This is a genomic window from Bradyrhizobium sp. ERR14, assembly GCF_014198235.1.
Lineage (GTDB): Bacteria > Pseudomonadota > Alphaproteobacteria > Rhizobiales > Xanthobacteraceae > Bradyrhizobium.
This window is the reverse complement of the sequence record NZ_JACIHD010000005.1, coordinates 366,715-380,991: the sequence shown is the minus strand read 5'-3', so window position 1 is coordinate 380,991 and position 14,277 is coordinate 366,715. Positions and strand designations below refer to the sequence as shown.

Below are 14,277 nucleotides of genomic sequence, written 5' to 3'. Positions count from 1 at the left end.
TCAATAAACCTTTGCAAATTGGATGGTGAGACTAAGCCTAGTTAGGCAGCCGCACCCAACTGTTCGAGCGTCTCAAGCCACACGCGAAAGTTTGAGCACTCGTCCTTGATCGTCTGGAGACCGATTCTGAGAATCGCCAGATTTCCGTGAAGTATTTTCTCGTACTGAGGAAACAGCTTCGCAATACGCTTAGAAGGGGCGGTTTGTGGCGAATCGTTGATCTCCTCTGGAGAAACAAAAGCATCGCGTATCAATTGAAATTCGGGTGCTAGGCTTGTCTGCCCTATGCCCTCCGCGAACTTGGGGCAGTCGCTAAATAGTAAAGCTTCAAATTCATGCATAAGTACGAAGGGTACAAATCGACTTTGATCAAAGCCGCCGCCCATTTCGTTTTTCACTTCGGTGAGGAGGCTTTTTTGAACTATTGCTGCCTTTTCAGCCACCGACCCCAATGCGTTGGCCTCAGCTCTCCCCGGCCAACCACCGGGAGCGCTCGCAGGAAGGGCATAGAAGTCCACCATCAGAGTTGAAATGCAGGCTCCGTCATTCTTTAGATGACTTACGATTTCCCGCTTCACCGATTCCCAAGGCTTTGTACCTCCGCGGTTGACGCGGAGGCGTGCATTTCCGATCAGTCGAGCGCCGACATTGGCGTATCCGTGAGTGGAAAGATGGCTATAGAGGACCTCATTTACAAAGGTTTCCTCTGTTTGCCCTTCAACGTGAACGAGAAGCCGCTTCATACTCGGTCAGGCGTAGGACGCCCTCCGATTTCGTTCTTCTCCCACAGTTGTCCGAGGCTGTATTCCGAAAGCCATTCTTCAAGGGACTCGGATTCCAAACGAACCAAGGTCGTCCCCCCGTCCTCTCTTTTTGCGACCAGAACATCCTCCGGAGCAAAATAATCAAGGAGCAGGGGTGACTGAGTAGAGACTACAACTTGGGCTCTGGTGGAGACCTGACGGATCAAAGAAGCCAAAAGTCCGATAGCGTAGGGATGCAAGCCCAGTTCGGGCTCATCTACCAATACTACTGAGGGAAGAAACTTTTGCGGCTGCAGAAAAAGCGTTGCTAGGAAGATGAAGCGCAACGAACCGTCAGAGAGCGCCGACGCATTAAAGTATTGATCGGAATTCTTGTGTTTCCAAGCCAATCGAATTGTCAGCTCATTCAACAGGTCAGGACGTAGCAGAAAGTCATCGAAAAAGGGAGCTACTCTCTGCACCGACCCACGTATCAACTCATACTCCGACGGATATTTTTCCTGCAGCAAATATAAAAATGCCGCGAGATTAGCGCCGTCGGGGCGCAGATAGTCATTCTCGTCAAGCTTTGCTGTCTGACGCATCGGCGACGTCGGACTCGTATCGTGCACATGATACAAGCGCCACAATCCAAGCCGATGCTGCACCCACCCTGGAATTCGAACCAAGCGCGGATTACTTATTCCCGCTTCGCGCCCCGCATTTTGCGGGCTTAGTGATTCTGTATAGGGGCTCGCATAGCCTCGTGATTTGTCCCAGTAAGCGACTTGTTCATAAGACGGGAACAGGCTGTCATCTTCTGAAACCCCGAGGACAAGTCGATATCGATTGGTCTCGTCTTTGAAGGAAAGTGCGAACTCCATTCTGTCCGTCGCTTTGGAACCAAAATGCAAAATCTGATTTGCGCCTCCGCTCCTGCGAACATAGTCCTGCAAACGACCCTCTCGGATCGCATGAAGAAACGAGAACGCCCCGATGAAGTTCGATTTTCCGGAACCATTCGCTCCAACAATAATATTGACAGAGCTCAGAGAAAGCTTCTCGATTGAAGCAATACTCTTGAACCCTTTGATTGTGATGTAGTCTACTTTTTCCTGCAGCGGCATCTATGAGACTGCGTTCTCGATCTACTTGCGAACTGTCTTCTCTATTCCCCAATCTTGGGAACGTTGACTAAGCTATAATCAAAAGACGACCTGCGCTACACCGACGAGCAATTATTGCTCAATTCTGCAGCCTCACGCCCACCATCACCACCGTCCCCTGCGAGCTCGAGCCCGGCTGGTTCGAATCCAGGATGTCGTGGCGCAGCGTGCCCTTGACCCAGATGTTGCGGTTGAGCTTGTAGATCAAATTGCTCTCGAACGAGTAGGTCTTGTCGTTGCGGTTCTGGCCCTGGTAGTCGAGCGTGCCGTAGGTGAACTTGCCGACGGCGGTGAGCCAGCGGCGGAAGTCGTGGTCGACTTCGGCCGAGTAGGTGCGCACCAGCACGCCGGAGGAGCCTGGGATGGTGGTCTCGGCGATCTGCGTGTCGGTGAAGAATTTCACCGTGGTGAGGCCGCTCGCATTCCAGATCAGCGAGCCCGTGGTCAGAAACCCTGCGAGCTGGCTGAGGCGCGGGTCGGTGTAGTTGCGCGCGGAATAGCCGACCGAGATTTCGCCGGTGAGGATGCGCGAGAATTCGAAGGACGAGCCGACCTTGGCGTAGCCGCCGTTTGAATCGCGGAAATAGCCGTTGCGGTCGGCGGCCTGGTCGTGGACGCGGGTGTCGCCCTGGATCTCGACGAATGGCTTCAGGCCCGGCTTGAGGTCGTAGGAGAAGCGGCCGATGCCGCCATACTGGTTGAAATCGCGATCGCCGTTGCTGAAGGTCGAGCCGTCGGTGAGCTTGGAGTCCGTGTAGGCGGTGCGATCGACGGTGGCGCCGGCGGCGACCTGGAAACGATTGAAGGTCTGGTCGAAGCCGACGGTGGTGCCATAGGCGGCGTAAACCGGATATTTCTGCAGGCCGGCTTGCACGTTCGGGCTGCCGGGATTGTCGGTGGCGAGCCGCAGGCGCAGCTGCGAGGTCAGCTTGAGATCGCGGTCGACGTCGAGGCGGCCGTCGACATGGCCGGTGAAGTCGGGACGATCGGCCTCGACCGGCGAAGGCGAGGCAAAACCGTTGATCGTCGCCGGCATGTTGTTGGTGTAGCCGGAGAACGAGCCGCGCAGGTCAGCGACCAGCGCGTGGCGCTCCCAGTCGGACATCACCAGAAGATCCGGTGCAACGACATAGACTGGCGATCCCACCGGCTTGTTGAGACGCGTCGGATTGGTGTCGTAGCCGGTGGAGAGCTCGAGCCCGCCCTTGATCAGGAAGCTGCCGGCATAGTCGCCGACGGCTCCGAACGCTTCGTCATCCGCCTTGAGGCGGCGGCGCAGCGGCTGTCCGGGCACGGTGCCCGCCATCGCCGCCGGCACCGGCGCCTTGTTGGCGGACGCGGATGGCGGCGGCGCGATTCTGGGCAGGCCGAGCGTCGAGGGCGGCGGCGCCGTGGTCGGCACCGGCGAGCCGGGCCCGGCGGCGCGCTTCGGCTTCGGCTGGCCCGGATAGAGTTTTGGTTGCTGTCGCTTGCGGTTGAGCGAATCATAGCCGGAGCCGCTCGCGCCGGTGGCGGCGGGCAGTCCGTAGGTCGGGACCTGACCGACGCGCGAGGTCGCCGGCGTCTGCTGGCGTTTGCGCGGATCGGCACTGGGATCGGGCAGTGCCGGCAACGCATCCGACGGCGCCTGCGGCACGCCTGCCGTGCGGCGCGTCGGCAGCGTCTCGGGCGCGGCGAAGCCGCCGCGATTGGGATTGAACAGATCGGGCGTGAGGCTCTGGCCGGCCACGGGCACGCTTGTGAGGGCCGTCAGCGCAAGACCCGGCACAAGGCACGGCAAAGCCGCGCGCAGGAACTGCGCGCGTTTGCTCCGGCCGGTGCCTGGAGACGACCCCACGATGGAATAACTCCAACGAAATCAAACACTTTCACGGTGACCTCCGCCGGCTGGCGGGAACCATCGTTAATGGAGTTAAAACAATTATGGTTAATGACCGGTTGAGGGCTTAGGCGCGCTCGTCGCCTCCACCGCCGCGGCGTGCTAATGAGGCGCCGACCGGGCAAACGCCCCCTCCTCCCTGGACCAGAACATGCCGAGTTCGAAACCGCTGATGACCCAATCATCCGGCCCCATCCCCGACAGCGTCGAATCCGCGCTCCGCACGCTGGAGACGGAGAGCGGCGGCATCAACGCGCTCGCAGCCGCGCTGCGCGGCCCGCTGGGCGAGACGTTTGCCAAGGCGGTCGATCTGATCCGCAACGCCAAGGGCCGCGTCATCGTCACCGGGCTCGGCAAGTCGGGCCATATGGGGCGCAAGATCGCGGCGACGCTGGCCTCGACCGGCACGCCGGCCTTCTTCGTGCATGCCGCGGAGGCCGGCCATGGAGACCTCGGCATGATCACCACCGACGACGTCATCATGGCGCTGTCCTGGTCCGGCGAGCAGCCGGAGATGAAGAACCTCGTGAACTACTCGGCGCGGTTCGCCATTCCCATGATCGCGGTGACGTCGAACGCGGCGTCCTCGCTGGGACAAGCCGCGGACCTCGTGATCGAGCTGCCGAAGGCGCGCGAGGCCTGCCCGCACAATCTGGCGCCGACCACCTCGACCCTGATGCAGGCCGCGATCGGCGATGCCCTCGCGATCGCGCTGCTCGAAGGCCGCGGCTTCACCGCGCTGGAGTTCGCGCATTTCCACCCTGGCGGCAAGCTGGGCGCGATGCTGAAATTCGTCCGCGACTACATGCGCACCGGCGCCGAGATTCCGGTCAAGCCCCTGGGCACCAAGATGTCGGAGGCCGTGGTCGAGATGTCGGCCAAGGGCCTCGGCTGCGTCTGCATCGTCAACGAAGCGAACGAGGTCGCGGGCATCATCACCGACGGCGACCTGCGCCGCCACATGCGGCCCGATTTGCTGACGGCGTCGGTCGACGAGATCATGACGAAGCAGCCGAAGACCGTGCCGCCGTCCATGCTCGCCACCGAGATGATCGAAGTGCTGAACACTAGCAAGATCACGACGCTGGTCGTGACCGAGGCGGGCAAGGTGGTGGGCATCGTGCATCTGCACGATCTGCTGAGGGCCGGCGTGGCGTAATTTCTTCGCCTCTCCCCGCTTGCGGGGCGAGGGAGTCCACCGCCGGAAATCGCGCCGCGTTCTCCTCCAGCGGCAGCCGCAGCCCGTTCGCCAGATACGACACCGTGCGATAGAAGCCGCACAGCAGCATGATCTCCAGGATCTGCGCCTCGTCGTAATGCGCGGAGAGCGCGGCGAACTCTTCGTCGCTGAACGTCGCGCGGTGATGCAGCGCGTCGACCGCTGCGATCAGCGCCTGTTCGGCCGGCGACCAGCACGGTGACGTCGCATCGCCCTGCACGGTGGCACGCACCTCGTCTTCGGCGAGCTTCGCCGGCCCGGCGAAAACCGCGACATGCACGCCCCATTCATACTCGCATCTGTTCAGCGCGCAGGTGCGGTCGATGACGATTTCGCGCTGGCGCAGGGAGAGCGGGCCGGGATCGAGCAGGCCGCCGGCGCGAAACTTGTCCCAGGCGCGGGCATGGCCTGCCATCACCCGGAAAAGCACCAGCGACGCGGCGCCGCGCATGATGCGGTCGAACTGCGCCTGGATCTCCGGGGGATAAGGCGGGGTGAGCGGGGCAATGCGCGGCGTGGATTGGGACATCGGCCGCCTCCTTTGCTACATTTATTGTAGCTATACGCTACATTATCTGTAGCACGGCGCAAGGGGGCGGGGCGATGGCAAAACAGGCAGCATCAGGAAGCGTCCGCGGCTCGCGCACCGGGCGGCCGATCATGGCGCTGCTGGACCTGCTCGGCCGGCGCTGGAGCCTGCGAATATTGTGGGAGTTGCGCGGCGAGCCCCTCACCTCCCGCGCATTGCGCACTGCCTGCGACGAGGCCTCACCGACCGTGCTGCAAGCGCGGCTGACGGAGTTGCGCGAGGCGGGGTTCGTGGAGCTGGGGGAAGGCGGAGGCTATGGGCTGACGCCGCTCGGGCGGGAATTGTGCGAGATGGTCATGCCGCTGCACCGGTTTGCGGAGAGGTGGAAGGGGTAGCGCTTTTTCTTACCCTCCCCTGGAGGGGTCCGGGACGAGCGAAGCTCGCCCGTGGGTCGGCTCACATGGAGCGTAGCGAAATGTGAGACGGGGTGGGGTGACGGTCTCTCCACCGCGGCAGCGCCCGTGTTGAGGATCACCCCACCCCGCTCGCGCTACGCGCGATCGACCCTCCCCCTCCAGGGGAGGGTAAGAGACGGCTACGCCGCCGCCACGGTCAGATTCGCACCGTCGACCTGCACCACCTTCACCCGCGTCCCGGCCGGCGTATCCGGACCTGCGACGCGCCACACGGTGTCGCCGATGCGCACGGTGCCGCTGCCGTCGATGATCGGCTTCTCCAGCGTGAACTCGCGCCCCAGCAGCGCCTCGGTGCGCTTGTTGAGGAACGGGCTGGCGCTTGCATCCGGCTTCGGCCGCGCAAGGCGGCGCCATATCGGCACGGCGGCCGCGGCAAACACCGCGAACATCACGAGCTGGATCTGCCACGATAGGACGACGGTGAACGAGATCAGGCCGACGAGCAGCGCAGCTAACCCGAGCCAGAACAGGAATATGCCCGGCGCCAGCACCTCCAGCGCCATCAGGACGAAGCCGAAGATCAGCCAATTCCAGCTGCCGAGCGATACGAACATGTCGGTCATGACACGACCTTCCATCATGGTGCATGCCCCCGTGCGGAGGGACATACTCCGGTGACTATCCCTGCCGCGGCGGCACCGCCGGCGGCGTGCTGCCGGTCGTCGGCACCGAGCCGGTGCGGCGCGCGGCGGCGGCTGCGGAGGCGGCGCTTTCGCCGAACGTTGCCTTTGCGATCTCGCCGATGCCGGCGAGCGAGCCCAGCATGGAGGTTGCTTCCATCGGCAGCATAATGATCTTCTGGTTCGGCGCGTCCGCGAACTGGCCGAACGCCTTGATATATTTGTCGGCGATGAAATAGTTCAACGCGGCGACGTCGCCCTTGCCGATCGCTTCCGACACCGCCAGCGTCGCCTTGGCTTCGGCCTCGGCCAGACGCTCGCGCGCCTCGGCGTCGCGGAAGGCGGCTTCGCGGCGGCCTTCAGCCTGGAGGATCTGGCCCTGCTTGGCGCCCTCGGCGCGCAAAATCTCGGACTGGCGCTGGCCTTCGGCGGCGAGAATGTCGGCGCGCTTGACGCGCTCGGCCTTCATCTGCCGGCCCATGGCTTCGACGAGGTCGGCTGGCGGCACGATGTCCTTGATCTCGATGCGGTTGACCTTGACGCCCCAGGGCGACACCGCGGCGTCGACGACGCGCAGCAGGCGCTCGTTGATCTCGTCGCGGTGCGACAGCACCTGGTCGAGATCCATCGACCCCATCACCGAGCGGATGTTGGTCATGGTCAGGACCGTGATCGCCTGGGTCAGATTGGCGACCTCGTAGCTCGCCTTCGCGGCGTCGAACACCTGGTAGAAGGCAACGCCGTCCACCGTTACCGTGGCGTTGTCCTTGGTGATGACCTCCTGCTCGGGGATGTCGATCACCTGCTCCATCATGTTGATCTTGCGGCCGACGCGATCGAAATAGGGCACGATCAGATTGAGCCCGGGGCTCAGCGTCTGGGTGTATTTGCCGAACCGCTCGATGGTCCAGTCATAGCCCTGCGGCACCGTCTTCACGCCGGCAACCAGCGTGACGATGACGAGCAACACCAGAACAATCGCGAAAATGTCGAAACCGCTCATAGCTCCTCCAAGGCAGGAAAATGCCTATTCCCGCGCTGTCATTGGTCGGGAGTGCAACCCTACCGGTTCAGCGGTCGCAATTCACGTCGGTATCGGGCTAATTCTGCACAAGTCATCCAGGCGGGGAAGGATCACGATATGTATTTGCGGCGGGACCTTGAAAGCGTGCAGCGGAAACCTAGCGGCGAAAATTAACGAATCTGAAAGCGCACGTTAGACGATTTCATTCGATCACGTCATTCGCGAGGGCGATGAGGCCCGGGTGAAGTGTGACGCCGCACTCCCTAGCGGCCTTGAGGTTGACCGCGAGCTCGAACTTGGTGGGGTTCTGCACTGGCAGGTCGGCTGGCCGCGCGCCCTTCAGAATGCGGTCGATATAGTCCGCGGCGCGGCGGAGCTGCTCGGCGCTGTCGGTGCTGTAGGACATCAGCCCGCCCTCCTCGACGAAGGTGCGGCTCCAGAACACCGCCGGCACGCGCGCCTGCGCGATCGCCGCCAGAAGCTGGCCGCGATTGGCCATGGTGAAGAAGTCCGGCAGGATCAGAAGGCCGCCGTCCCTCAGCGAAGCCAGCGCTGCTATGGAGACGGCGTCATGCACCGGCGCGGGCTCGACCGTCACCTGAAGGGTCCGTGCGGCGTCCTCGATCGTGCGCAGCATCAGCGGCGCGAACGGGGCGGTGGCGGGATTGTAGACGACGAAGACGCGAGACACCTTTGGCGTGACCTGCGTCAGCATCTCCAGCCATTTGCCGGCCAGCGGGCCGTCGTAATCGGTAAAGCCGGTGACGTTGCCGCCGGGATGCGCGAGGTTTTCGACAAAGCCCTGGCTGCGGGATCGGTGACGACGGCGAACACGATCGGGATCGTGGTGGTGCGCTGGCGCAGCTCCTCGACCGAAGGCGTGCCGACCGCCAGCAGGACGTCGGGCTTGAGCGCGATCAGCTCGTCGGCGAGCCGCGCGATGCGCGCGCGGTCCCCGCCACCGCTGCGCCAGTCGATCTTGAGGTTGTCGCGCTCTTTCAGGCCATGTCCGGCGAGCGCCTCGAGCAGGACCATGCTGCGGATCTGGCCGATCGCATCATCGGCAGCCGTGACCGAGAGAACGCCGAGCCGACGTGCTGGTTGCTGCGCCAGCACCGAGGACGGCAACGCGACGACGGTCCCAAGAAGCGCCAGACACTCACGGCGGTTCATGAGGCGCCCATCAGATCCAGCCCTGGAGCTCGCGCAGCACCAGGGTGCGGATCACGTCCATGCCCGGGTCGCTGTCGTTGAGGCAGGGGATCGCAGAAAACTGCTCGCCACCATTGTGCTTGAAGATCTCGGCGTTCTCCTGCGCGATCTCCTCGAGCGTCTCCAGGCAGTCGGCGGAAAAGCCCGGCGTCACCACCGCGAGGCGGCGCACGCCTTCCTTCGCGAGCCGCTCCATGGTCTTGTCGGTGTAAGGCTGGAGCCACTCGGCATTGCCGAAGCGCGACTGGAAGGTCAGCAGCAGTTTGGTCTCGTCCATGCCGAGCCGGCGGCGCAGTGCCGCCGTGGTGGCGATGCAGTGCTGCTGATAGGGGTCGCCCTTGTCGACATAGGATTTCGGCATGCCGTGGAACGACGCCACGATCAGTTCCGGCTTGAAGGACAGCGTTGCCAGATGCGTCTCGATCGAGACGGCAAGCGCCTCGATATAGGCCGCGTCCTCGTAATAAGGCGGCGTCACCCGCAACGTCGGCTGGTTACGCAAACGGGCGAGCACGCGGAACACTTCGTCGCAGACCGTCGCCGAGGTCGAGGCGGAATATTGCGGATAGAGCGGGACCGCCAGGATCCGCTCGCAGCCTTTCGCGATCAGTACGTCGATGCCCGACTTGATCGAGGGATTGCCGTAGCGCATCGCCCAGTCCACCACGACGTGGGCGCGGTCCGACAGGGCGGCCGCCAGCTTGTCGCTCTGCGACCGCGTGATGGTCTTCAGCGGCGACTCGTTCTTCTCGGTGTTCCAGATCTTCTGGTAGTCGAGCGCCTTGGTGCGGGGGCGGCTGCGCAGGATGATCCCGTTCAGCACGAACTTCCAGACCAGGCCCTGGTCCTCGATGACGCGGGCGTCCGAGAGGAACTCCTTCAGGTACACCCGCACGCCCGGCGCATCGGCCGTGTCGGGCGTTCCGAGATTGATCAGGAGCACGCCAGCGCGCGGCAGGGCGGATTGGGCGGCCGGTCTCGCGGCCTCGATGGGGACGACACTGGTCATGGCTCGTTGGGTCGCGCGTTGGTCCGAACTTGTCAAGATGAGGCCGGTTTCGCTAGGGTCGCACCCAGGCAGGGGAGGCAAAGATGACACTCGCGGAATGGTGCGTCTTTGGAGCGCTGCTGCTCTATCTGTCGACGATCGGCTCGATCAAATGGATCAGGTTTCGCCGCTTCGACAATTCCCGGCCACGCGACCCCGCCTTCTACGAGGACGCACTCTCGCAGCGCGCGCTCGGCGCGCACCAGAACGGCATCGAGACCTTCCCGTTCTTCGCCTTCGCGGTGCTGCTCGCCGAATTCAGGGATTCGCCGCAGCGGCTGATCGACGAGCTCGCGGCCCTCTTCCTCATCGTGCGCCTTGCCTATGTGCTGACCTATCTCGGCAACCGCCCGACGCTGCGCTCGATCCTCTGGAGCATCGGCTTTGCGATCAATCTCGGGATCTTCTTCATGCCGGCGCTGAAGCGGTTTCTGCCGGTGTGAGGTTTGCGACCGTAGCCCGGATGGAGCAAAGCGTAATCCGGGGTCTTTCCACGGCGGCACTGTCCCGGATTGCGCTGCGCTCCATCCGGGCTACGAGACCTTCGCCTAAAAACACGTCGTCCGCTCGGCTGCGATGTAGCCGAACAACAGGCCCGCGCCAAACAGCAGCACGACGCCAGCAGCCGCGAATTCGATGCCGCGCATGAACAGCGCGCCGCCGCCGTCGCGCCCTGCGCTGAGGCGGGCGGCGATGTCCTTGGCGGAGACGGCGACGACCGCGATGGCCGCGACCGTGATCGCAGTGCCTAATCCCATCAGGAAGGTGGCGGCGATGCCGGCCCAGAACAGGCCCTGGGCGAGCGCGAACACCAGCACCAGGATCGCGCCCGAGCAGGGGCGGATGCCGACGGTCAGGATCGCGGCGAAGCCGCGCCGCCAGCCACCGGGGCCGGCGAGCTCGCTCGGCGTGGGACCATGGGAATGACCGCAATGCTCGTCATGGACGTGGTCATGCCCGTGGTGGGCATGATCATGACCGTGGTGATGGTGATCATGACCGTGATCGTGATGATGCGGCACGCCGGCGATCGCCGGCACCGGTTGGGCCGCCTGCAGCGCCCGGATGAAAATGCGGCCCTTGACCCAGACGAGACGCAGCCCGAACAGCGCGATCAGGGCGTAACTCGCGATCTCGATCGCCCCTTCCGCCTTGCACATGGTCCTGGCGGTGGCATTCAGCACCCAGGCGGAGATGCCGACGATGAGGATCGCGACCAGCGACTGCATCAGGGCCGATGCAAACGACAGCGCGATGCCGCGCCGCGCGGTCTCGCGGTTGGCGACGAGATAGGAGGCGATCACCGCCTTGCCGTGGCCGGGGCCGGCGGCGTGGAAGATGCCGTAGGCAAACGAGATGAACAGCAGCGTCCACACCGCCGAGCCGTCGGACTTGGCGGCGCGAATGGTTGCCGACATCTGGCGATAGAATTCCGACTGCTTTGCCAGCAGCCAGCCGATGAGGCCGCTGGCCTCGGGCTGGGCCGCCTGCGCCGGGCGCGGCGCGCCAAAGGGGTTTTGCGCGAAGACATCGTGAAGCGCCGCATCAGCCACGCCCATGACGAGGAAGACGGCGGCGCAGACAAGAAGCCCGCGGGCGAGCGGAGCGCGAAGACGGCGGATCAAGGGCAATCCACCGTGATCTTGTTGGCGAACATCATGCCGAAATTCGAGTTCTCGCCGTTCATGAAGGTCTGCTCGTTGAGCTTCTGCGCGCTCGCGGTGCCGTCGCTCGGGCGCTCCAGCTTCATCTGGCAGCCGGCGGGCGCGCCCACCAGTTTCACCGGGCTCTCCTTGGCCATCTGGAAGTCGATGAAGAAAGAGCGGTCGAACACTTCGAGCACCAGCTGCTTGGACTTGACCGGGTTCTTCAGCGGCAGCGTGAAGTGCAGGGTCAGGACCGTATCCTTGTAGTCGAGGAAATAGTCGACCGGCTCCTGGAATCGCTCCTTCTTGCCGTCCGCTCGCGCGAAGGTGAAGTAGGCGTATTCCTTGAGCGACTCGACGTTGGTCTGCGCCAGCGGCCCGAGCTCCTCGCGCGTATAGGCCCCCGTGGTCTTGCTCTCGAGCCCCTGCACCGCATAGGACGAGAACATGTCATCAAACGTCCAGGCGTGGCGGACGCCGGTGATGGAGCCGTCGGCCGCGTAGAGCAGCTCGCTGGTCGCGGTGATCCAGACATGCGGGTGTGCGCGCGCCGCACCCGCCGCGAGCGTCATCGCGGCGGCAAGCAGCGATCCGAACAGGGCGCGCATGCCCATCAGGCCGCCTTGGCGTCGTCGAGCAGCCCGCGCCGCCGCAGCAGCGCGTCGGGCTCCGGCGGCCGCCCGCGGAACGCCTCATAGGCGGCCTCGGGATCGACCGATCCGCCCGAGGCGTAGATGTCGTCGTGCAGACGCTTGGCGACGGCGGGATCGAAGATGTCGCCGGCCTCCTCGAAGGCGCCGAAGGCGTCGGCGTCCATCACCTCCGACCACATGTAGCTGTAATAGCCGGCGGCATAATGGTCGCCGGTGAAGATGTGACCGAACTGGGTGGGCCGGTGACGCAGCGCGATCTCCTCGGGCATGCCGATCTTCTCCAGCTCCTTCTTTTCGAAGGCGCGGACGTCGCTGGCCGCTTCGGCCGGCTGGGTGTGGAATTCGAGATCGACCAGGGCCGAGGAGACGAATTCGACCGTGGCAAAGCCCTGGTTGAATTTTCGCGCGGCCAGGAACCGTTGCAACAGCTCGTCGGGCAGCGGCTCGCCGGTCTGGTAGTGACGGGCGAACTTCTGCAGCACCTCGGGCCGCTCCTGCCAGTGCTCGTAGAGCTGCGACGGCAGCTCGACGAAATCGGTGAACACGGAGGTGCCCGACAGCGACGGATAGGTCACGTTGGAGAGCATGCCGTGCAGGCCGTGGCCAAACTCGTGGAATAGGGTGCGGGCATCGTCGGGCGACAGCAGCGAAGGCTCGCCGCCGGCGCCCTTGGCGAAATTGCAGATATTGAGAACCAGCGGCGCAACATCGCCGTCGAGCTTCTGCTGGTCGCGCAGCGAGGTCATCCAGGCGCCGGAGCGCTTCGACGGCCGGGCGAAGTAGTCGCCATAGAACAGCGCCTTGTGCTTGCCGTCGGGGCCCTTGACCTCCCAGACCCGGACGTCGGGATGCCAGACCGGAACGTCCTTGCGCTCCTCGAAGGTGATACCGAACAGGCGCGTGGCGCAGTCGAAGGCGGCGGCGATCATCTGGTCGAGCGACAGATACGGCTTGATCGCGGCGTCGTCGAAATTGGCGCGCTGAAGGCGCAGCTTCTCGGCGTAGAAGCGCCAGTCCCAGGGAGCGAGCTTGAAATTGCCGCCCTCTTCCGTGATCAGCGCCTGCATGTCGTCGCGGTCGGCGAGCGCCCGCGCTCTGGCCGGCTTCCAGACCCGCTCCAAAAGGCTCCGGACCGCATCCGGCGTCTTGGCCATGGAGTCCTCCAGCCGGTAAGCGGCGAAGGTCGGATAGCCCAGCAGCTTGGCGCTCTCTTCGCGCAGCTTGAGGACCTCGACGATGGTTCCATTGTTGTCGTTGGCATTGCCGTTGTCGCCCCGCGCGGTGAAAGCCTTGTAGACCTTCTCGCGCAGATCACGCCGGGCGGAGCTCTTCAGGAACTGTTCGACCGAGGAGCGCGACAGCGTGACGATGGCCTTGCCTTCCATGCCGCGCTCTTCTGCCGCAGCCTTGGCGCTGGCGACGAAGCTCTCCGGCAGGCCCTGGCGGTCGGCCTCTCCCAGCTCCATGACCCAGTCCTGCTCGTCGCCGAGCAGATGATGGCTGAAGCTGGTGCCGAGTTGGGCGAGCCGCTCGTTGATCTCCGCCATCCGCATCTTGGCCTCCTCGGAGAGGCCGGCGCCGGCGCGGTGGAAGCGGGTGTAGGTGCGCTCCAGCAGGCGAAGCTGCTCCGGGGCCAGGTCCAGATTGGCGCGGTTCTCGTGCAGCTGGGCGATGCGGCCGAACAGCACGGCGTTCATCATGATCGGATTCCAGTGCCGTGCCATCCGCAGAGAGACCTCCTTGTCGATCTCCAGGATGGCCGGGTTGGAATGCGCCGAGACGAGGTCGTAGAACACGGCCGCGACCTTGCTCAGCAGCTTGCCCGAGCGCTCCAGCGCCGTGATGGTGTTGGCGAAGTCGACGGCCGCCGGATCGTTGGTGATCGCCGCGATCTCGGCGGAGTGGTCGGCGAAGGCCTGCTCGAAGGCCGGCAGGAAGTGCTCGGGCTTGATCTCGTCGAACGGCGGGGTCGCAAACGGCGTCACCCAGGCCTTCAGCAGCGGGTTGGTCTCGGAGTCCGTAATTTGGCGGGGTTCTGACATCACAAGTCCCGATTTCGTGG

12 protein-coding genes and 2 pseudogenes are annotated in these 14,277 nt (G+C 63.9%); 3 read left to right on the top strand and 11 right to left on the bottom strand.

Annotated features, from left to right (window positions below; genetic code table 11):
- Window positions 1–41: 41 nt before the first annotated feature.
- The 3 genes from GGD62_RS17855 to GGD62_RS17845 all read right to left on the bottom strand — a co-directional run bounded on the left by GGD62_RS17855 (window position 42) and on the right by GGD62_RS17845 (window position 3,746).
- A complete protein-coding gene (locus GGD62_RS17855; RefSeq protein WP_183709223.1) occupies window positions 42–743 on the bottom strand; it encodes a DUF4276 family protein in 702 nt (233 codons plus the stop codon).
- Window positions 740–1,870 carry an AAA family ATPase gene (locus tag GGD62_RS17850; RefSeq protein WP_183709221.1) on the bottom strand — a complete coding sequence of 377 codons (1,131 nt, stop codon included), beginning with the start codon at window positions 1,868–1,870 and terminating at the stop codon, window positions 740–742. The genes GGD62_RS17855 and GGD62_RS17850 overlap by 4 nt, the downstream gene beginning before the upstream one ends.
- A gap of 118 nt (window positions 1,871–1,988) precedes the next feature.
- The gene (locus GGD62_RS17845) at window positions 1,989–3,746 is read right to left on the bottom strand and encodes an outer membrane beta-barrel protein (RefSeq protein ID WP_183709219.1); all 1,758 of its coding nucleotides are present in this window, start codon (window positions 3,744–3,746) and stop codon (window positions 1,989–1,991) included.
- Window positions 3,747–3,939: 193 nt separating this feature from the next.
- Between GGD62_RS17845 and GGD62_RS17840 the strand changes: the two genes are divergently transcribed.
- Window positions 3,940–4,947 carry an SIS domain-containing protein gene (locus GGD62_RS17840; protein ID WP_179731790.1) on the top strand — a complete coding sequence of 336 codons (1,008 nt, stop codon included), beginning with the start codon at window positions 3,940–3,942 and terminating at the stop codon, window positions 4,945–4,947.
- Window positions 4,948–4,987: 40 nt separating this feature from the next.
- On the opposite strand, the pseudogene GGD62_RS17835 reads toward GGD62_RS17840, so the two are convergent.
- Window positions 4,988–5,536 (bottom strand): annotated as a pseudogene (locus tag GGD62_RS17835) (carboxymuconolactone decarboxylase family protein); the annotation flags it as partial.
- Between the two features lie 74 nt (window positions 5,537–5,610).
- Between GGD62_RS17835 and GGD62_RS17830 the strand changes: the two are divergent.
- Window positions 5,611–5,931, top strand: a complete 321-nt coding sequence (locus GGD62_RS17830) for a helix-turn-helix domain-containing protein (protein WP_092255516.1) — start codon at window positions 5,611–5,613, stop codon at window positions 5,929–5,931.
- A 200-nt stretch (window positions 5,932–6,131) separates the two neighbouring features.
- On the opposite strand, the gene GGD62_RS17825 is transcribed toward GGD62_RS17830, so the two are convergent.
- The 4 genes and pseudogenes from GGD62_RS17825 to hemH form a co-directional block, all read right to left on the bottom strand.
- Window positions 6,132–6,575, bottom strand: coding sequence for an NfeD family protein (locus GGD62_RS17825; protein WP_183709215.1), 444 nt, complete (start codon window positions 6,573–6,575; stop codon window positions 6,132–6,134).
- 55 nt (window positions 6,576–6,630) lie between these two features.
- The gene (locus GGD62_RS17820; protein WP_018316177.1) at window positions 6,631–7,635 is read right to left on the bottom strand and encodes an SPFH domain-containing protein; all 1,005 of its coding nucleotides are present in this window, start codon (window positions 7,633–7,635) and stop codon (window positions 6,631–6,633) included.
- Between the two features lie 223 nt (window positions 7,636–7,858).
- Window positions 7,859–8,691, bottom strand: a pseudogene (locus GGD62_RS17815) (ABC transporter substrate-binding protein).
- 148 nt (window positions 8,692–8,839) lie between these two features.
- A complete protein-coding gene (hemH, locus tag GGD62_RS17810; RefSeq protein ID WP_183236635.1) occupies window positions 8,840–9,877 on the bottom strand; it encodes a ferrochelatase in 1,038 nt (345 codons plus the stop codon).
- Window positions 9,878–9,960: 83 nt separating this feature from the next.
- Between hemH and GGD62_RS17805 the strand changes: the two genes are divergently transcribed.
- On the top strand, window positions 9,961–10,359 hold the full coding sequence (locus tag GGD62_RS17805; RefSeq protein ID WP_018316180.1) for an MAPEG family protein: 399 nt from the start codon (window positions 9,961–9,963) through the stop codon (window positions 10,357–10,359).
- A gap of 105 nt (window positions 10,360–10,464) precedes the next feature.
- On the opposite strand, the gene GGD62_RS17800 is transcribed toward GGD62_RS17805, so the two are convergent.
- The 3 genes from GGD62_RS17800 to GGD62_RS17790 form a co-directional block, all read right to left on the bottom strand.
- Window positions 10,465–11,475: a nickel/cobalt transporter gene (locus GGD62_RS17800; RefSeq protein ID WP_409333951.1), complete on the bottom strand. Its 1,011-nt coding sequence runs from the start codon at window positions 11,473–11,475 to the stop codon at window positions 10,465–10,467.
- A 62-nt stretch (window positions 11,476–11,537) separates the two neighbouring features.
- Window positions 11,538–12,176 (bottom strand): DUF1007 family protein, encoded by a 639-nt coding sequence (locus GGD62_RS17795; RefSeq protein ID WP_183709212.1) that lies wholly within the window; start codon window positions 12,174–12,176, stop codon window positions 11,538–11,540.
- Window positions 12,176–14,257 carry a M3 family metallopeptidase gene (locus GGD62_RS17790; protein WP_018316183.1) on the bottom strand — a complete coding sequence of 694 codons (2,082 nt, stop codon included), beginning with the start codon at window positions 14,255–14,257 and terminating at the stop codon, window positions 12,176–12,178. Before GGD62_RS17790 ends, GGD62_RS17795 begins: the two co-directional genes overlap by 1 nt.
- Window positions 14,258–14,277: the final 20 nt, after the last annotated feature.